The 20,692-nt window shown below is 34.4% G+C and carries 14 protein-coding genes, 1 tRNA gene and 1 pseudogene; 9 read left to right on the forward strand and 7 right to left on the reverse strand.

The genetic code is table 11. From position 1 onward, the window contains the following. Window positions 1-55 precede the first annotated feature (55 nt). The gene (thiI, locus tag A9G08_RS03570) at window positions 56-1,504 is read right to left on the reverse strand and encodes a tRNA uracil 4-sulfurtransferase ThiI (RefSeq protein WP_065562358.1); all 1,449 of its coding nucleotides are present in this window, start codon (window positions 1,502-1,504) and stop codon (window positions 56-58) included. 175 nt (window positions 1,505-1,679) lie between these two features. Between thiI and secG the strand changes: the two genes are divergently transcribed. From secG to A9G08_RS03590, 5 genes and pseudogenes are all read left to right on the forward strand, one after another. Further along, a complete protein-coding gene (secG, locus tag A9G08_RS11825) occupies window positions 1,680-2,066 on the forward strand; it encodes a preprotein translocase subunit SecG (protein WP_065562359.1) in 387 nt (128 codons plus the stop codon). A gap of 7 nt (window positions 2,067-2,073) precedes the next feature. Continuing rightward, a tRNA-Leu gene (locus A9G08_RS03580) sits at window positions 2,074-2,159 on the forward strand. 298 nt (window positions 2,160-2,457) lie between these two features. Further along, window positions 2,458-2,655: pseudogene (locus tag A9G08_RS11840) on the forward strand (primase-like DNA-binding domain-containing protein); the annotation flags it as partial. 116 nt (window positions 2,656-2,771) lie between these two features. Next, window positions 2,772-3,167 (forward strand): hypothetical protein, encoded by a 396-nt coding sequence (locus A9G08_RS03585; protein WP_065562360.1) that lies wholly within the window; start codon window positions 2,772-2,774, stop codon window positions 3,165-3,167. A gap of 399 nt (window positions 3,168-3,566) precedes the next feature. Next, entirely contained in the window at window positions 3,567-4,007 is a 441-nt protein-coding gene (locus A9G08_RS03590) for a hypothetical protein (RefSeq protein WP_065562361.1), read from the forward strand. 364 nt (window positions 4,008-4,371) lie between these two features. Here the strand turns inward: A9G08_RS03590 and mukB are convergent, their stop codons facing one another. From mukB to mukF, 3 genes are read right to left on the reverse strand one after another with little or no spacing between them, the layout of a single operon-like run. Next, window positions 4,372-8,790: a chromosome partition protein MukB gene (gene mukB / locus A9G08_RS03595; protein WP_065562473.1), complete on the reverse strand. Its 4,419-nt coding sequence runs from the start codon at window positions 8,788-8,790 to the stop codon at window positions 4,372-4,374. 2 nt (window positions 8,791-8,792) lie between these two features. Further along, window positions 8,793-9,518, reverse strand: a complete 726-nt coding sequence (gene mukE / locus A9G08_RS03600; protein WP_065562474.1) for a chromosome partition protein MukE — start codon at window positions 9,516-9,518, stop codon at window positions 8,793-8,795. 43 nt (window positions 9,519-9,561) lie between these two features. After that, window positions 9,562-10,884 (reverse strand): chromosome partition protein MukF, encoded by a 1,323-nt coding sequence (gene mukF, locus A9G08_RS03605; RefSeq protein WP_065562362.1) that lies wholly within the window; start codon window positions 10,882-10,884, stop codon window positions 9,562-9,564. A gap of 298 nt (window positions 10,885-11,182) precedes the next feature. On the opposite strand from mukF, the gene A9G08_RS03610 reads away from it, so the two are divergent. Continuing rightward, window positions 11,183-11,908 (forward strand): DUF4198 domain-containing protein, encoded by a 726-nt coding sequence (locus A9G08_RS03610; protein WP_065562363.1) that lies wholly within the window; start codon window positions 11,183-11,185, stop codon window positions 11,906-11,908. A 49-nt stretch (window positions 11,909-11,957) separates the two neighbouring features. Here the strand turns inward: A9G08_RS03610 and uriT are convergent, their stop codons facing one another. Further along, window positions 11,958-13,346 (reverse strand): uridine transporter UriT, encoded by a 1,389-nt coding sequence (gene uriT, locus A9G08_RS03615; protein WP_065562364.1) that lies wholly within the window; start codon window positions 13,344-13,346, stop codon window positions 11,958-11,960. A 556-nt stretch (window positions 13,347-13,902) separates the two neighbouring features. Here uriT and pntA point away from each other — a divergent pair. After that, window positions 13,903-15,435, forward strand: a complete 1,533-nt coding sequence (pntA, locus tag A9G08_RS03620; protein WP_065562365.1) for a Re/Si-specific NAD(P)(+) transhydrogenase subunit alpha — start codon at window positions 13,903-13,905, stop codon at window positions 15,433-15,435. 15 nt (window positions 15,436-15,450) lie between these two features. Continuing rightward, complete coding sequence (gene pntB / locus A9G08_RS03625; RefSeq protein ID WP_065562366.1) at window positions 15,451-16,845, forward strand: Re/Si-specific NAD(P)(+) transhydrogenase subunit beta; 1,395 nt, start codon at window positions 15,451-15,453, stop codon at window positions 16,843-16,845. A gap of 488 nt (window positions 16,846-17,333) precedes the next feature. On the opposite strand, the gene fabR is transcribed toward pntB, so the two are convergent. Together fabR and oxyR are read right to left on the reverse strand one after the other, a co-directional pair. Beyond that, window positions 17,334-17,978, reverse strand: a complete 645-nt coding sequence (gene fabR, locus A9G08_RS03630; RefSeq protein WP_065562367.1) for an HTH-type transcriptional repressor FabR — start codon at window positions 17,976-17,978, stop codon at window positions 17,334-17,336. A 31-nt stretch (window positions 17,979-18,009) separates the two neighbouring features. Beyond that, window positions 18,010-18,933, reverse strand: a complete 924-nt coding sequence (gene oxyR / locus A9G08_RS03635; RefSeq protein ID WP_065562368.1) for a DNA-binding transcriptional regulator OxyR — start codon at window positions 18,931-18,933, stop codon at window positions 18,010-18,012. Window positions 18,934-19,343: 410 nt separating this feature from the next. Between oxyR and pcnB the strand changes: the two genes are divergently transcribed. Continuing rightward, window positions 19,344-20,645, forward strand: coding sequence for a polynucleotide adenylyltransferase PcnB (pcnB, locus tag A9G08_RS03640; RefSeq protein ID WP_065562369.1), 1,302 nt, complete (start codon window positions 19,344-19,346; stop codon window positions 20,643-20,645). Window positions 20,646-20,692 lie beyond the last annotated feature (47 nt).

The following is a 20,692-nucleotide window of genomic DNA, read 5'->3' on the forward strand; positions in this document are numbered from 1 at the left end:
TTTTAGAAATATTATATAGATAAAATGCATTAATGTCGTAAATAATTGTTAAGATTTATAGTTTAAACACTTTTATATTACTAAATCCTTGTTCAATCAGATAAAGTGCTTGTAATTTACTCATAATACCTTTCGCACAATACAATAAATATTGTTTTGATTGATCTAGATCGCCAAATTGTGTCGCCAATTTATAAAAAGGGATGAGCTTAACATCGACATTTTCAATTTCTAATGGGTTATCCTCTTGTTCCTCAGGTGAACGGATATCAATTATAATTTGATTCTCTTCTAATGTTGAAACCATATCGACTTGTGTAATTGTATTGTCAGTCTGTTTAGCAATTTCACGAATATCAATATTTTCGGCTTCTTCAACTGCTTTATCTAATATAGAGAAATCAAAATGTTGTTCTTCCTCTTCTATTTTCTCTTTCACCGCTTTTACAGTAGGATTTTTTGATATCACACCACAAAATTCTGGCATTGTCTTAGCGATATCTTCAGTACCGATTTGACGAGCAAGATTAATTATAGTTTCTTTATCATACGTTATTAGTGGACGTAAAACTAAAGTATCACTCACATTATCGATCAAACGTAAATTAGTTAAAGTTTGGCTTGATACTTGCCCCAATGCCTCGCCAGTAATCAACGCTTCAACATTATAACGTCGAGCAACCATTGAAGCAGCACGAATCATCATCCGTTTTAAAATAACGCCCATTTGCCCATCGTCAATTTTCTCAAGAATCTCACCTACTACATTCGAAAAATCAATGGCGATAAAACGAACTTTATGAGAAGAACCAAATCTCTTCCACAAATAATGAGCCATTTGTTTAACGCCAATTTCATGAGTTTTTCCACCTAAATTAAAGAAGCAATAGTGGACTCGGCAACCTCGTCGAATAAACATATAGCTCGACACACCAGAATCAAATCCGCCAGAAATAAGAGAAATAACATCTTCTTGAGTTCCTGTAGGAAAACCACCAATTCCTGCATGGCGCTCTTTAACTAATAATAGCTTATCTTTATCTATCTCAAGATTAACTGTTACATCCGGACGGGTTAATTTTACTTTAGCTGTCGAAACATGTTGATTTAGCCCACCACCAACATAACGCTCTACATCAATTGAAGTAAACTCATGCTTACCACGACGTTTTACTCTGACACAAAATGTTTTATTCTCAATTAAAGGGGCAAAATGATTAAACGCTTTTTCATATATATCATGCAGATCGACAAAACTAAGCTCCTCAACTACTAATATATGGTGAATACCAGGAATTCGAGTTAATAGTTCTAAGATTTGACTTTCACTATTAATAACTTTAGGGCGAACTTCAATAAAATCCCAATGACGAATAACGGCAACATCATCAATTGAATGTTTTAAAATATTACGAATGTTACTCGTTAATATTTTAATAAAACGTAAACGAACAGATTCACTTTTGATCGTGATTTCAGGAAAAAGTTTAACTATAAATTTCATACAACAGAATTTGCGAGACTAAAAATTGCGACATTATACTTATTTTTCCCTAAAAACGTACAATTGATTATGATAAATACAGAAAATAACAAAATATACTTGCTTGTTGCTCACTCTTTCGCTAATATTTCGCATCAATAAATTCTGTTCTATAACATAAAATTGACAGGTTGAAATGTACGAACTATTAATTATAGGTTATTTAATTATCGCACTTGCGATAATCGTTTTAGTGTTAATACAGCGCGGAAAAGGCGCTGACATGGGCTCATCTTTTGGTGCAGGTGCATCTGCGACTCTATTTGGCTCATCAGGTAGTGGAAACTTCCTTACACGTACAACGACAATATTAGGTGTATTATTTTTTGCATTAAGTATTATTTTGTCCAATATTGGTAGTTCAAAAACAACTAATATCAGCGATGATTTCAAAAATATTGGCGATAATACAACTACACAGCAAAGTACAGATGACTTGAACAGTAATAGACAAGTAATTCCAACTACTGATCCAGTTATACAGCCACAGAGTATTAATCCGACTTCAGATATTCCAGAATAAAAACGGCGCCGTGGTGGTGAAATTGGTAGACACGCTATCTTGAGGGGGTAGTGCTCTAAGGGCATGCGGGTTCAAGTCCCGCCCACGGCACCAATTCAATATTCAGTAACATTCTTTAAAATCCTTTAAATCACATCAAAACTAGTACAAATAAGGCTTATAGCCTATTTTACTATTCTATAAGCATCAGTAAGATACATTTACATTCATATTTTTGGGGACTATATTAAGGACTACGTGAACATAGTCCTATAATTTCATAGTCCCAAAAGGTGAAAGTATGCCTAAAAGAATAGCTCCAATGACTGATACACAAATTTTGTAGTTATCTTGATGCGCTTGATTATCCTAATGGGATGTTTATGGGCGGTTTGGGGATGATCACCCCTTTAACCCAAGAAGATATTTGTATCATGCTTATATTGAATATATACGCAATACAGGCTTAAACAACCCTTTATCGCTCACACAATTTGGTACATCACTTAATTATGCAATGAAAGAAAACGGTAAAAATTATATCCGTAAAAGATCAAATAAAGGAATGAGTACAAACGTAGAGATTAATACCTATACTAGTCAGGATTAGCTACCAAGAGCAGAAGAACCTAGTTAGTTGTTATTATTTGTTATCATATAAATCGCTTAATTTTGGCGTTTTTTTGTTATAATTAACGAAATAAATAATAATGGCTTTTCTCTATAATGAAAAAAATAACTAATTGTATTTTTATAATTTGTTTAATTATTCCTAATATTCTTTTTGCAGACGATAGAAATAAAAGCGTTGAACTTAGAATAAAAGTATTCAATGAACATAAAAATATTACGACTTGTATTTGGGGATATGCATCTGAACAGATTAAAAAAACTCAACATTCATCAGAACAAATCGCTTTTGAAGCTATTGTTTCTTGTGATGATGTTATAGAAAAAATGAGGCTATATAATCGAGAATACATTAAATTAGCTTATAAGGATGATCTGAGAAGTAAAGGATTGTTGTTATACAGTGCGGAGAAGCAACTTTGGGAGCAAAAACAAGCATGGATAAATAACATCCAAAATTATATTGATCTTAAAAGAAAAAATGGTGATTAATTACTAATATTGGGCTAAGTCATAAGTTCTATTTCCAACTAAAATAAAAAAGTGAATACCTAAAGTGAACACTAGTGAATAACAAATCCTAAAATGTTAACCGCCTAAAGCTTGTTTCACTATTTTGCAAGTATCAGTAAGTTACATTTATAACCACGTTTTTAATTATATGCTTATTTATGTGAATCTTGTATAACTAAAAATTTTATAACGATAGAAAGAACCGTCAAATAAAGATAGGAATAAATCAAATCACTAGAAATACCCTTTGACTGAAATTGAAAGTCTACATATTGATAAGGTTTGATAGAAAATGAAAATTTCATTAATGCAGAGTCTAACATATAATTGATATTGAATAATAATTCTCATATTATTATTCAAAAACAAAGGAATGTTATGAAAAATTTTATTCTTAGCATGGTTAGTCTAATTCTATTCGGTTGTGGTGAGAGTGATAATAAAGTTCTCAAAGAATATCTTGTGGGCGATTGGCAATGCACTATGATATATAGTATAGCGCTAAATGTATCCCCAGAAGAAGAGCTTAAACATACCACTGAGCCTGAAGATTTTACAATTAAATTTAGAATATTAGATGATAAGCTTTATGAAATTAAAAATGATGGAACAAAACAAGCTATCGATGTCAACGGCTTTAACAGTACAGTAAATGAAATATGTTATGAAGCAAATTGTACTCTGAAACAATATTTAGAAATCAAGGATGACGACTCATTTAACAACATAATAACGAAACGCATAAAAAAACTCAATAATCACACAGATACTATTGATTTTAGATCTAAAATCGAAACAGTTTGTAATAGAATAAAATAAGTATCAGAAATAACACTTTATTTGCTTATAGATACTTTAATATTTATTAGTAACAAATTTTGTGCAACTATTATTAATAGATAGGATACATACACTAGTAAAAAATTTGGCCATTGGCTAATTATGCTGCATATGTTATTGTTCTGAAGTATTCATGAGATTTAAAAGATCCGCCACCCATTCACCAATTCAATATTCAGCAGCATTCTTTAAAATCCTGTAAAGCACATCAAAAAGAGTATAAATAGTTTGTAGCCTATTTTGTTATTTTAAACGAGGCAAATACCAATCATACTTTTTGATTAGATTGAACGCTACCATATATCGCCGACATAAAGTCGGCGAATTAGTTTGTTAAATTAAATTATGCAAAACCTTTTAAACCAACCACATGAACATGTTCTTGGTTATTAATGACTTTACGTACTAATTTATACGTTGTGCCTTTTTCCGGACTGATATTTTCTGGCGCTGCAATAATAAGTTGCATTTCCAATCTTTCGCAAAGTTCAAAGAGCGTTGCAATTGATTTAGCATCAAGTCGGGCTGCTTCATCTAGGAATAATAAGCGACAAGGTGATATGTCTTTATTACGCAAGCGTTTAGATTCTTCTTCCCAACTTTGAATCACCATCAATAGGATCGACATACCTGTACCAATTGCTTCACCTGTTGATAATGCACCACTTTCAGCACGTAACCAGCCATCAGCGCCACGATTAACTTCAACATCCATTTCCAGATAGTTTCGATAATCAAGCAATTCTTCACCTATATTTTGCGCAGTTCGCTGCCCCATATCAATATGAGGATTCAAGCGTTGATAAAGTTTAGCTAATGCTTCTGAGAAAGTAATACGATTATTACTAAACAGATCTTGATGCTCGTTTTGATCATCAGCTAATGCTGCTAATAATGAAGAGTGAGCTTCCCGGATACTAACATTAAGACGTACACCATTTACCTGACCAAATGCCACCGCTTGCAGACCTTGATTAAGCATACGAATACGGTTTTGCTCTCGTTGAATAGTTTTACGAATAATATTAGCCACACTTTTTGAGCTAATTGCCAATTGCTGCTCACGTGAGGTAAGTTCTTCAGTTAATCGTGATAACTCAATTTCCATTTGCTCAATAGCTTCAATTGGGTCATCCGTTTTAACAATATCTTGACGAATTCGTTCACGAAGATGTTTATAAACCGCAATATAAAATTGTATTTTACGTTCTGGTCGTTTTGGATCTTCGGATAATCTTAATACATCACGTAAATGTTCATTATCATTTACTGCTAGACGCAATGAACCGAGTGCCTTATCTGACATAGAGCGCAATTCATCAGCACTTAGATAAGCTAATTCTCGACGATGTAACCTTCGTTCAAAGCTATTTTCTTTAACTAATCGTAAAACTAAACACCACCCTGCTTTCGCTTCCACAACTTGTTCACGTAATTGTTTATAATCACGTAGTGTTTGTGCTAAACGTTTTTGCATTTGCGTCATTTCGCTTTCGCACATAATAAGTTGTTTTTCAAGCGATGTGCATTGTTGCCGATTAGTGTTAAGTTTTTGATGAATTTCATCACGACGAATACGTGCTCGTTCTTCGGTTGCTGCATCCGCTTTAACACCTATTTGTTCAACCTCTTGATGCAACTCATTGAGCATGTCACGTTTAGTTTCAAAAGCACTTTTTAAAGAAGCAAGAGTTTGATTATATTGATTGTATTTATCTTGGTACTGTTGCATCTGGCTACGTGCTTCAGTACGCTGTGCTTCAACCACCTCAAGTCGAGAACGTAGTTTTTCATTCAAATCACTATTTTCATTTAGCATTCCAGCCGAATCTTCATAGCTAAAATGCGCACGGCGTTGCATGACTTCGGTTAAGGCAAAAACTTGTTGACGAATAGTTTGTTGCTGAGCTTTGATAGTATTATATTGCTCACGTAGTGAATCATTCTGTTCAGGATCACTTTGTAACACAGCAATAATTGGTTCTAATTCCGAAACAGTATGGCGATGACGACTCACATATTGCGCAGCTTCTTGCGCTTCAGCCACTTGTTCACGTAAATCATCAACTCGATCGGCTAAATCATCATCAGCCAATAAATGCATCTGAGCAACTAATCGATTAACTGTAGCTAGCTGCTCTTTACAAATTGCCACTTGCTGTTGGTTTTGTTTATCAATGCTTTCTTGTGCTAATAATTGGCGTTCAATTTCATTGCGTCGTGTTGTTAGTTTTTGTACTTCGGCTTCTGGATCGATATCAAAAGCTACAGATAAATATTCACCAATAAACTGCCCAACATTTTGCTCAATACGTTGCAATTTTTGAAGGTCAAACGAAATTGTTGCATAAAGTTCATGTAGCTCATCACGTTCAGCTGATAATTTCTCAAGATGTATTTCACGTGCAGCTCGACCAAACAAAGGAACTTTAGGAAAACTTGAGAAACGCCATTGACGATCACCTGTTTTAACAAGAACCGATTTATTCATCTCTTCACAATCAAATACGCTATCATCAAATGATGATGGATCACCTTCGATAAAATAGATATCTTCAGGATAATCTTCTTCACTGCTAGTAAGGCTTTCGAGTTGTGCTTTGACTAATGATAAATCCGGTACCACAATGGCTTGCCTTGACGGACCATACAATGCTGAAAAATAAGGTGCATCATCAATTGTTACATCTTCATAAATTTCAGAAAGTAAAACACCATTGAATCGTTCAGCTAAAACAGATAAACGTCCGTCATCAACACCACTTGGTTGATTAAGTTGTTCTATTTGCGTATCAAGTTGATTTCGTTTGAAGTTTATTTGATCACGCTGAGTAACTAAAGCTCGTTCCTGTTCAAGCAGTTGTTGCATATGCTGAGTAACTGATTGACTATTAGTAAAAGTTTGTTGTGTTTGTTCTTGCAATGCAATAAGTGCATCTTGAGCTTTTAACCATAATGGGGCTTTTTGACGATAGTCACTTATTTTTGTTTGTATTTGCTCAAATTCTTGCCTAAATTCAATTCGTTTTTCACTTGATTCGTTAGCAAGCTCGGCATTTTGATCCAATTGAACTTCAAGTTCTTGTTTAAATTCATCAAGTTCATCATAATTGATTTGACGACCAAAACGCTTACAGAATTGAGTTAGTAATGATTCAGCTTCTTTTTGTTCAAAAAAGCGTTGTTCTAATTCATCTAATTGTAGCTGTAAATGTTCTGCTTGCTCAGCTTGATAACATTGTGAAGGCCATTGTTTTAATGCTTCTCTAGCAGCACTCCATGCTTCACTTCGTACTACATCGCCAACCAACTTAACAACTAGTTGATACGCTCTATCAAATTGACTTATTGCAGCATCAGAAACACTAACTCTCTGTTCCAATTCTAATAATTTTTCAGTAACTTCTTTTTGTTTTTCTTGAAAAACTTCATAGTGATTTTCAACATTGCTTATACCTAATTTAGGCAATTGGCATAGTTGTTGGGCATTTTTCAGAGCTTGAATTGCTTGCTGATATTGAATAGCTCGAGTTTGTTGTACATCTAAAGCTTGTTGATAATCTGCCAATTGAGTTTTAATCTCATCAACTTCTTGTTCTGTCTGTTCAACTTGATCTCTGTAAGTTTGATAATGTTCATTTGCTTCAAATACAACTTCATTTTGCTCTTCAAGTTTTATATTAAGATCATCTAAATCTGCTTGATAGCGGTCAATTTTTTCTTGTTGACGCAAAGCAGTTTGTGCAAGATTAAGATGATCATTTGCTGCCTGAAGGTCGGTCTCTAAATCGCCTTGAGCATCTTGATATTCTTTAAGCTCTTTTGCCATCTCAACTTGCCGATACTGATTACTGATAAGCAGATCTTGCGTTTTGAACATATCTCGACGTAGTCCTAAAACGGATTCGATATGAACTCTACGCTCATTAGCATGACGCATATAATCAGCAGCCACATAGTTTGTAGATTCAGTAATGAGATGTTTGAATAAATCACGATCTGATTGTGTAACTCGAATAGCTTCAAGTGTCATCCGATTTTCACGAAGTGCTGCTTCCATATCTTGGAATGCTTTCCTAACACCACTATTTTCTGGTAATAAATAATCACGTAATGATCGGGTGATAGCACTAGAAATCCCACCATAAAGAGAAGCTTCAATTAAACGATAATATTTACTTCGATCAGATGAAGAACGTAACCTTTTAGGTAAAATACCAAAATCAAACATGACTGAATGATAATCAGTAATGGAATTAAATTGCTTAAAGATAACCCCTTCCATTGATTCAATCTTATCTTTTAATTCCGGTAAAGATAAAATTCTAGCCTGTTTTTCATTTAAGCGCTCTGTTACTAATTCTGTTGGAGTAATATTGACAGGCAAACCTTGTATTAAAAAAGGCTTAATATCAACTTTTTTATCACGACCAGCAACCTGCTGTAAACGCACACCACAAATAATCCGTTGATTACGAGAATTAATTACATCCAGCATCGAGTAACACACGCCTGGCTTTAATTTACCATGTAAACCTTTATCTCTAGAACCCGAAGTTGCTCCTGCTTCAGTTGTATTTCTAAAATGTAATAAGGTTAAATCTGGGATTAATGCAGTGACAAATGCTGCCATAGTGGTTGATTTACCAGCACCATTACCACCAGAAAGTGTGGTGACAAGCTGATCAAGCTCAAACGTTCGAGCAAAAAAACCGTTCCAATTAATTAAGGTTAATGAGTGAAATTTACCGTGTCCCATTATCATTATTCAATCTCCTCATTAACATCCTCATCATCACTATTATCATCATCTAATATAAGTGATGATTCAATTTTAATCGCTTCACCATCGCGAATCAGGCGTAATTGTGCTTCTTGAGCATCATCACTGCTACGCACATCAGCTCCAAATCGGAATATAGATTCATTAATACGAAAACGGCTACTATCATTACCTACAATAAAGAAGATCATACCAAGTCGACGTAATCGATTTAATGCAGTTTTTACTTTATCAAATAATTTTTGGCGATCTAAATCCGAGCCTGTAGAACGCTGATTGACTAGTTTCAATAATTTACTTTCATCCGCTAATGAAACAAGCTCATCAAAAAGTTCTTGTAAGGTAAAAATGCCTTCATGTGCTAATCGCTCTGGACTTAAATAGAGATAACAAAGCACTTTACCGACTAACATATCAAGTTCAGATAATACTGAACGTGGAATCAGAGTAGTTGAACGAGGACGAAGATAGAAAAATCCTTCCGGTGCGCGAATAAGCTCAACATTATAACGTTGATAAAACTGTTCAAGCTCAAGTTGGAAATCCATTAAAAAAGCATGATTATCAAGCTCATCGATACCAATATGACGACCTGACCTTAATAGACTGTCAAGTTCCGGAAATATTGGATTGGCAATAGCTTGAGCTAATTTTACCGGCATAAACTTATCTATCGACGCTTGAGAGCTTGCTGCAATACGCCCCATAACCTCATCAAGATGATGGGAAGTTTGTTCTATTTCTAAATCATTAATATCTGTTGATGACATGTGCTTGTACCTTAGCTCCATAATCGTTAATAGGTTTCCATTCGGCTGGGATACCGAGTAAATCGCCTTCGGCAACACCTAATCGAATAGCCTGATCAATAAACAATCTTGCAATATCAAAATGTTGTTCACGTGGGAACTGTGCTAAATAACTATGAATTGCATTACTCATATCAAGTGGTTTATTTTCTTGTTTAAAGATCAATAAATTTTGTTCTATATGCGAAATAATATGTTCTTGAATTTCTTCAATCATTTCAAACTCAAGCTCGGATGGTAATTCACCCGTCACTTCTGCTTCATGCAGTGCTAACTCTTCATCACGCATATCAAGTAAACGCTCAGCATTAGCAAAAGTGAGTGACCATGGTAAATCAAAATAGCTTTGAATCGATTTACGTAATCGCTGAGAAAAAACTCGATTCTTATCTAAATCGATTGCTGTACGAATAAATTTATGAACGTGTCTATCATAACCAATCCATAGGTCTATTGCTTTTTGTCCCCAGCCAATAATTCGGTCTAGTTTTCCTTGCAGATCCATAACAACATTGTTAATTTTATCAAGATCTGGATTATCTAATGTGGCATCTTGTATCAGAAGCAAACTGGCTTGTAGCTTATCACCTGCAGCTGCCAACGTATCTTGCAGCTCACGCAATGTTTGTGATGTTTCGGTAAGTAAACCTTCACAACTACTGATGGCTGCTTGCCAATCTTGACTTAACAATGCTGAAATATTTTGTTTAACTTCAGCTTGTTGTTCATCCATTACTCTCTGTGTGATATCAATACTGTCAAAAATTTCTGCAACAGAATATTTCAATGGAGCAAAAACATTTCGATGCCAATGTAAATCATCGCCACCTTCAAGGGCCGCATCTGCTGCACGCTTTAATTCTTGTGCAACAATAGAAAGCTGAATAGATAAGCGTAAAGTCGAAAATTCTCGTTGGCGTATATAGTAATCAGAAATGCCGATTCCTAGTGGAGTCAAACGGTAAATAGAATAACCATCGGTCATTTCGCTAGCAAAGCGAGTAATTAAACGTTGGCGCACTAGATCATTAATGGCATTGTTAGCTCGAACAGTAATTGTATCTTCACTTTGCTCAAAGATCTGAGAGACATGTCTAAATCCGTCAATTAATTCAGATTCAGTCATTTCGCCATCAAAGCGCTCACTGTTTAATACAGCAATTGCTAATAAAAAGGCTAATCGCTCAACAGGTAAAGCAATCGAAAAATCATTCTTTTTTGCCCAAGAGACCAGTTCTGGCACTGATTGGGAAAAATCCATCATAGTGATTCCTTAATTAAAGATGCACAATATCGCGACATCTTAAAATAATATGAGAAACACAATATATTGTGTTATGGACAAAATTTTATCGATTATATAACAAATTGTAGTAGTTAAAAATAGCTAAGTTTAGGATTTATTATTAGATGTGATAACCAATATTTAATTTTCTTAAATAAACTTGTTACCAAGACAAAAAAGACCATTTTATTAGCCAATTAACTTTATATTTAAATTGACTTATATAAATATAAAAATGATAATAATTATCGTTTTCATTTAAAATATTGAGGTATCTATGCATAAAGTATTATTATCAGTTTTATTGGGGACTTTAATGGGTTTAATTTCACAATCCGTGACAGCTCATGGTATATGGATTACTGATCGAGTCGATCAAAAGCAGATTATTTTAGGTGAAGGACCTTTAGATAATGGCTATCAACCTGAAATGGTGAAAAAAGTTAAAGCTTATAATAGTGATTGGTCGGTACTACCCGTTTCAAAAACAGCACATAATAACTTTGTGACCATCGAACCTGCAAAAGATACAGCTGTAGTAACAGTTGATTTTGATTATGGTTATTGGACCAAAAATTCGGATGGTAAATACGTTAATATGCCAATGAATCAAGTTAAAGGTGCAGATAAGGGCACTCATGCCATAAAATATAGTGTCAACTATTTATCATCCGTTAACAAACCCAAAATAATAGAAGATATTCCACTACAAATTGTTCCTTCTATTGACCCAACAAAATTAAAACGAGGCGACAATTTACCGATAACCGTTTTCAAAGATGGTAAACCACTAACCAATACACCTGTCATCATCGATGTTGTAAATAATTTAGACAAAACAGTGAAAACTGATGATAAAGGCCAGGCTACTATTATTGTGCCAAATCAAGGTTTAAACGTTATAGGTGTTGAAATTGGTTTCCCGCTTAAAGATAATCAATTAGCTACCCAAGACAAATTTTTTACTACATTAGTTTTTACATTAATTCCTGAAGAAGATTAATTTATATATAAAAAACGGGATCATTATCCCGTTTTTTATAATTATCTTTTTAAACTTCAGCACTAATCGGACGAGGTATAAGAAAACTACAAAATAGAGCTAACACCGTAATGATTAAACCTAACAACATACCATTAAAGTAACCATCAATTGTGTTTCCATTTATCATCTGAATTGCTGGTAATAAAGCAAAACTCAAACCAGCACCTAAATTAAATGCCCCTGCATTCATACCAGGTAAAAATCCTGGATTATCAGTAGGAGATAAGACGATACCTAATCCATTTAAAATGATATTAGCCATTCCAGCATAAAAAATACCTAAAACAATCACGCCAACCGATAAAATAGGTAAAGAATGAATGCCATAAAACATAATAACCAAAATACCAATAATACAACCCACTAAACCTAATTTGAGCACTTTATTATAGCCCATTATTGGTGCCAATCTTCCTGAAAATGGCCCAACAAACCAACCAATTAAAGCATAAGGCGTGAGAAAAATTAATGATGCCCAATCTGCTTCTAACCCAAAACCTATTTCATGATTTTGGGCTATTGACATCACTAAACCATTAACGATGGCAAAAATCCCAGTCATGGTTAATGTGGTTGTTAATAACAACGCCCAGGTGGCACGCTTTTTCAAATGATTGATTGTAACTAAAGGTTGCTTACTTCTTTTTTCTACATTCCAAAATAAAATAAAACATAAAAAAGCCAATAAACTTAATCCACTAACAATCAGCCAATTGGCATTGTCAAGTTTACCGGCTTCATTAAGTGCAAGTAATAACGCAGCTATTGTTAAAACAATTAACAAAACGCCTAGCCAATCCATCTTGGTACCTTTAGAGGGCTGAGATTCTGACGCAAAACGATGAACAAAAAAAGTCGAAATTGCTGCAACAATAGCTATAATCCAAAATACAGACCGGAAGCCAAAATGCGTAGCAAGTAAACCGCCCGCAATAGCATCAACACCAGCAATACCACCATTAACTGCTGTTATGATACCCATTAACATACCATATTGCTTAACGTCTTTTACTTCAAAACTTAACATTAACAAACACAATGGAACAACTGGCCCTGATACACCTTGAATAATGCGAGCAACATACAAAACTTCAATATTAGGCGCAATAGCAGCAATGACTGTACCGAAAGTCATTATAATCAACATGGCTGTTAATACTTTTTTTCGCCCTTTTATATCACTTAATCGGGGCAAGAATAGTGAAAATAGTGCAGCTGCTGTAAAAAAAGAAGTTTGAGATAGTCCGACAGCTGCATCATTAGTTCCTAATTCTTTCGCTATAGTAACTAACACTGGGCTTAACATGCTTGCATTAAGTTGGAAAGCAACACATGCAGCAAGCAAAGCAACCATTAAAGCCAAGATATTATTTTTTTTCTGGCTTAGATCTGCCATATATTTACCTCATTAAATGTTTTAATTGATCGGCATTTGAATATCATTAGTAACTATACTCAAATGAGATGATTCTTTATTTGTATCTATTTGATATATAATTAAATATCAATAATTTTATTTTCTCACGTATAAAACCAATAAAAGGTTATTATCAGAGATCGTGCTGTCGTTGATGTTTTCAGCTGACTATGAAATATTAATTAAAGTTCAAATTAACCTTGTTGAATTATCAGATAATTGCAAAACTTAGTCTGATAACTCACTCACCAATTGAAATATCTAATTAATATTTAACCATAGGTAGAAAAACAATTTTTTGGCAAACAGAGGTGTTCTTAATGGCGATTAAGATAGTTCACTTTTAAAACAAACTATTCACACTGATTACAAGAGAAATATTCTAATTTCAATTCTCAGATTTAAAATCCACTTATTATTAAATTTAATATTAAGATTTCGATAATAAAAAATAAATTACCTACTCGCACTGTCGCTAATTTGTGCTAAAATCGGGAGACATGAATAATCTTTTTTAACATAAGGATGTAACGTAATGCATATCGGTATACCAAAAGAACGGTTAGCCAATGAAGCTAGGGTTGCAGCAACACCTCAAACTGTTGGACAACTATTAAAACTTGGATTTACAGTTTCAGTAGAACAAGGTGCTGGACACGCTGCTCATTTTGAAGACCAAGCTTTTATTGATGCTGGAGCCACTATTCAAAACACAAAGGATATTTGGCAAAATGATCTTATTTTAAAATTTCACGCGCCAACTGATGATGAAATCGCTCTGATGAAAGAGGGATTAACACTCATTAGCTATATTTATCCAGCTCAACATAAAGATCTTTTAGAAAAACTTGCCACTAAAAATATTACTGTAATGGCAATGGATTGTGTACCTCGTATTTCACGAGCTCAATCACTAGATGCATTAAGTTCTATGTCTAACATTGCAGGTTATCGCTCTGTTATTGAAGCTGCGAACCAATTTGGTCGATTTTTTACCGGTCAAGTCACTGCTGCAGGTAAAGTACCACCAGCAAAAGTATTGGTAATTGGAGCTGGTGTTGCTGGTCTTGCAGCAATTGGTGCAGCAGTTAGTTTAGGTGCTATTGTTCGTGCATTTGATACACGTCCAGAAGTTGCTGAACAAATCAATAGTATGGGTGCTGACTTTTTAGAATTAGATTTCGAAGAGGAAGCTGGTTCTGGAGATGGCTACGCAAAACAAATGTCTGCAGCCTTTATTGAAGCTGAAATGGCTTTATTTGCTGAACAAGCAAAAGATGTTGATATTATTATCACTACAGCATTAATTCCAGGTAAACCTGCGCCAAAACTTATCTCTAAAGAGATGGTTGAGTCAATGAAACCAGGTAGTGTTATTGTTGATTTAGCAGCCTTAACTGGTGGTAACTGCGAATTAACCAAACCGGGTGAAGTATTCGAAACAGATAATAATGTTAAAATAGTTGGTTACACAGATTTAGCTAACCGAATGCCGGCACAAGCATCACAACTATATGGAACTAACATTGTTAACTTATTAAAATTACTCGCCAAAGAAAAAGATGGTAACATCGACATTAATTTTGACGATGTTGTGATTCGTGGCGTAACTGTCGTTAAAGATAAAGAAATAACATGGCCAGCTCCACCAATTCAAGTTTCTGCACAACCACAGAAAAAAGCGGTTGAACCTATCGCCAAACCAGAACCCACACCAATGCAACCTGCAAAAAAATTTGGCATTTTAGCTTTATTGATTATTGCTTATTTCTGGTTAGCTAATGTGGTTCCTGAAACCTTTTTAGGACACTTCACTGTATTTGCTTTGTCTTGTGTAGTAGGGTATTACGTAGTATGGAATGTAACTCATTCATTACATACACCATTAATGTCAGTTACTAATGCTATCTCTGGTATCATATTAGTAGGTGCAATACTGCAAGTCGGTGATGATAATGGCTTAACTACGGCAATTGCCTTTGTTGCTATTTTAATTGCTAGTATCAATATTTTTGGTGGATTTTTTGTTACACAAAGAATGCTAAAAATGTTTCAACGTGGCAAGTAAAGGAGATTATTGATAATGTTTAGTCATGGAATAATTCAAGCAGCCTATGTTCTTGCTGCATTACTTTTTATATTTAGTTTACGAGGACTATCAAATCAAGAATCAGCCAAATCTGGAAACATTTATGGCATGGTTGGTATGGTAATTGCACTTATTGCTGCTATTGCAAGTATTAAAGGCGGACTACACTGGATCATTATTGCTATGGTCATTGGTGCAGCTATTGGTCTTTATCTTGCTAAAAAAGTAGAAATGACACAAATGCCAGAGCTTGTTGCACTACTCCACAGTTTTGTTGGTATGGCTGCAGTTCTCGTTGGTTTCAATAGCTTCTTAGATTCTAATATTATGGTTTTCACTGGCAGTGAACTTACTGTACATTTAGTAGAAATTTTTATTGGTATCTTTATTGGTGCAGTTACTTTTTCTGGATCAGTCGTTGCATTTGGAAAACTAAATGGCCGCATTAGCTCTAAACCACTTTCTATTCCTTATAAACACTACTGGAACTTAGCGGCAATCGTTGTTTCAGTAATTTTGATGTTTACTTTTATTGGTGTGAAAAGTGGCGCAGGCGCACTTGTTAGTCTACTTGTTATGACGATCATCGCATTAGTATTTGGCTTCCATCTTGTGGCATCAATTGGTGGTGCAGACATGCCAGTAGTTATTTCAATGCTTAACTCATATTCTGGATGGGCAGCAGCTGCAGCAGGATTTATGTTAGGTAATGATTTACTTATTGTAACCGGTGCTTTAGTTGGTTCTTCAGGGGCAATTCTTTCTTACATCATGTGTAAAGCAATGAATCGCTCATTCATCAGCGTCATTGCCGGTGGTTTTGGTAGCGATGGTAGCGCATCAAGCTCTTCAGAAGAAGAACAAGGTGAATACCGTGAAATGCAGCCAGCAGAAGTTGCTCAAACATTAAAAGAAGCACGTTCAGTTATTATCGTACCAGGTTATGGTATGGCTGTTGCTCAAGCACAAGGTGCTGTAAGCAATATTACTGAAAAGCTTCGTGGTATGGGTATAGAAGTCCGTTTTGGTATTCACCCAGTTGCAGGGCGTTTACCTGGTCATATGAATGTATTATTAGCCGAAGCAAAAGTACCTTACGATATTGTATTAGAAATGGATGAAATCAATGATGACTTCCCTGATACAGATGTTGTTTGGGTAATTGGTGCAAATGATACCGTTAACCCAGCGGCAGAAGAAGATCCAAATAGCCCTATCGCAGGTATGCCTGTTCTTGAAGTTTGGAAAGCAAAAACGGTTATTATATCCAAACGCTCAATGAATACCGGATATGCTGGAGTACAAAATCCACTATTCTTTAAAGAAAATAGCTATATGTTATTTGGTGATGCTAAAGATAGTGTTGAAAAAGTGCTACAAAATCTTTAATAACGTTATGTTGTTAAAAACAAAAATTACTGCGGTTTAACCGCAGTAATTTAATAAAAAATGAATTATGTTCATTCAAATTTTGTTTAGCTAGAAAATCCGATATTAAGCTTATTCTTTCATGATGTATTTCGTTTCTACTTTTATTCCCACCATCCATACAAATAATGTCTTCTCCTTTTTAATCTTTCTCTAAATTATCTATTGCGCCTGATTTACAAACTTGTATGAAGCTCAAGTGCATTGCATCTGAAATGATAAGATGATAAAGGCTTTGTTAAAAATCGTTGTAAATAGCCAGATTCTAGATTTACATCCATATCTCCAACATCAATGCCAGCACCAATAATTAAAGAAGGAAATTGAATATAACAAATAGTGTACTTTAGGCATTATCTTAACCCTTATTTAAAAGTACAAATATAATCTAGATTAATCAAGAAAATACCTTTATGGTAAGTTAAAATGTCAATATCAACCTACCATAATTATTCATTATTATTTTTGATTTTTTCTTTATGATAAAGGTAATAAGCGCCACGAGAAACCATACGAAGTTGAAAAATAAGATCTTCAATTAGTTCTTGGCGTTGTACTATGTCGAAATCAATTGCTTCCGCGCCGGCATTAAATGCGATAGTCACCATTGCTTCGGCTTGAGCTTCATTGTAATGATGTGGCATTTGATTGGCATTGTCTAAATAATCAACAAGCTCCACAATAAAGTGCTGAATTTCGCGTGCAATTGCCGATCTGAATGCTGAAGAAGTCCCAGCTTTTTCTCTGAGCAACAATAAAAATACTTTAGGGTTTTTATCAATAAATTCAATAAAGGTGGTTACCGAAGTTCGAAGAACGCTCCCCCCCTTTTCAATACGTTTTCGAGCTTGGCGCAATAATTGACGAAGAGTTAAACCACTCTCATCAACCATCGCTAAACCTAACTCATCCATATCACGAAAATGGCGATAAAATGATGTAGCAGCTATACCTGCCTCACGGGAAACTTCGCGCAGACTTAAACTTGCAAAACCTTGTTCCGCATTGAGTTGATGAAACGCAGCATCAATTAAACTTCGACGAGTTCTCTCCTTTTGCTGCGCTCTAACACCACAGGTTTTAACATTTTTCATTTTTTAAATTCTGCGCTATAAGAAATATAAATTATTTCTGGCCTAACAATCGTTCTTTTTCAGCAAAGACTTTTGGCATATGGTCACGAATAGTTTTAGCGATAGTTTCATAACGTGAACGTAATGGAGAACCAGGTCGATAAATTAAAGCGATGCTTCTTGTTGGGACAGGATCAGTACATGGAATATAGCAAATATTATCACGAGTACGTTCATTTGGAGCAGCTAACTCTGGAAATAAAGTAATTCCACGTCCTGCTGATATCATACTACGCAATGTTTCTAAACTCGTCGCTTTAAATTGTTTATCTTCATCAATTCCTACCTGAAAACAATACCCCATAGCATGTTCACGTAGACAATGACCATCCTCCAACATTAAAAATTTCTTCCCTTTCAGACTAGAAAGCTTAACTGTCTGTTTACTAGCTAATTCATCATTTGCAGGAACGGCTAAAAACATAGGTTCATTGAATAAAGGTAGTTCAATAAATTGTGCGGTTTCTTTTACTTGAGCGATAATAGCACAATCCAATTTTCCACTTTCAAGTTGAGCAACAATATTGGCAGTTTGCGCTTCATGTAAATAAAGTTCTAGTTGAGGAAAGGATTCATGTAATACGGTAATCACATGTGGTAATAAATATGGAGCGATAGTCGGAATTAATCCAATATGCATAGGACCCGCCATCTCTTCCCCTTGACGACTAGCCATCTCTTTTAAAATCTGTATATTACGTAAAATTTCTTTAGCTTGCTCAACAAGCATCATGCCAGTTTGAGTAAATAACACTTTACGACTAGTACGTTCAAGTAACATTACGCCTAATTCGTCTTCAAGTTTTCTGATTTGACCACTTAGTGTTGGTTGACTAACATTACAAGCATCAGCTGCTTTACGAAAGTGCCGGAATTCAGCTAATGATACAAAATATTCCAAATCTCGAATATTCATAGAGTCCCCAATAAGTTATCAGTTAATATTTTTATACTCTTAATTGTAAACCAAATTAATAATTATTTTTATCAAAAATCTTTTTTTAAAAGAGTATAAGTTTAATTAAATCAATTAGTCATTAATAAAATAAATAAGATAATCTATTTTGAATTAATTTTTATTAAGTTAAAAAATAATCTAACTAATTGTACTATATAAATTACTATTGTTGATAATTATGTTCAAAAAATCAAATAAAATATTTAATTAATATAAAGAAATTCCCTTTATTTTACTTGGCGCAAGTATTTCAAGAAAAATGGAAAGTTAGATTTAATTGCGATATAATCGCGCGCTATATTTCAGTATAGACCATTATTAATTCGAGGTGCGCTATTTTTAAACAAGTTTCTCGCTTTTATCGTAAAATGTTCCATCACAAAGAGCGACAAGAGTCGCATTATATTTCCATCTCACGTAATGAGCATAATATTTCTCGTAAGAATATAAGCGAAAATGCGTTGAAAGTACTTTATCGATTGAATAAACAAGGATATGAAGCCTATCTCGTAGGTGGTTGTATTCGCGACCTTCTATTAGGTAAAAAACCAAAAGATTTCGATATTGCGACAAATGCTACACCAGAACAAATTCAAAAGATTTTTCGAAATTGCCGCTTGATAGGTAAACGCTTTCGTTTAGCTCATATTATGTTTGGAAAAGAGATAATTGAGGTTGCAACGTTCCGAGGTGATCATGATGATCAGAGTGAACAAAAGAACATATCAAAACGATCACAAGCAGGTATGTTATTACGAGATAATGTCTATGGAACGATAGAGCAAGATGCCGTTCGTCGTGATTTCACAATGAATGCGCTTTATTATAGCGTCAAAGATTATACAATTCGTGATTATTGTGGTGGACTAAAAGATTTACAAAATGGCATTATTCGATTAATTGGTGAGCCACAAACAAGATATCGTGAAGATCCAGTCAGAATGTTAAGGACAATCCGTTTTGCAGCAAAACTTAACATGAAAATTGACCCAGCTACTGCTGAACCAATAAAAAAACTGGCTCCATTATTAAGTAATATTCCTTCAGCCCGTCTTTTTGATGAATCGTTGAAATTACTACAATCAGGATATGGTTACGATACTTATATATTATTAAAGCAGTATCATTTATTTAAACAATTGTTTCCAGTGGTTGAACGTTTATTTACACATAACCACGAAGGAAATATGGAAAAAATGATTGCTCAAGTGTTAAAAAATACTGATTACCGTATAGCAAATGAGCAACGCATTAACCCTGCTTTTTTATATGCAGCATTTTTTTGGTATCCAATTATAGAACAAACTCAATTAAACTGCATTGAGAGCGGTTTGCAATATTACGATTCTTTTTCTATGGCAATTAATGATGTACTAAATGAGCAATGCCGTATTATCGCTATACCAAGACGTTTTACAGCGGTTATGGGTGATATGTGGCGATTACAATTAAGAATGAAAAAACGAGAAGGAAAACGTGCATTTGTCATTTTAGAGCATCAAAAGTTCCGAGCAGCTTATGATTTATTAGAAATGCGAGCTTCAATCGAAAAAGGTGAGCTTTTAGATTTAGCTAAGTGGTGGGATGAATTTCAACAAGTATCGACAGAAAAGAAAATAGCCATGGTAAGACAACTTGGTAAAACGAATAAACGACGGACTAAACGTTAATTTTCATTCGCACTTTTATAAATAACCGCTATAATGTTTCAATTAAA

Source organism: Gilliamella sp. wkB195, assembly GCF_001690445.1.
Taxonomy (GTDB): domain Bacteria; phylum Pseudomonadota; class Gammaproteobacteria; order Enterobacterales; family Orbaceae; genus Gilliamella; species Gilliamella apicola_E.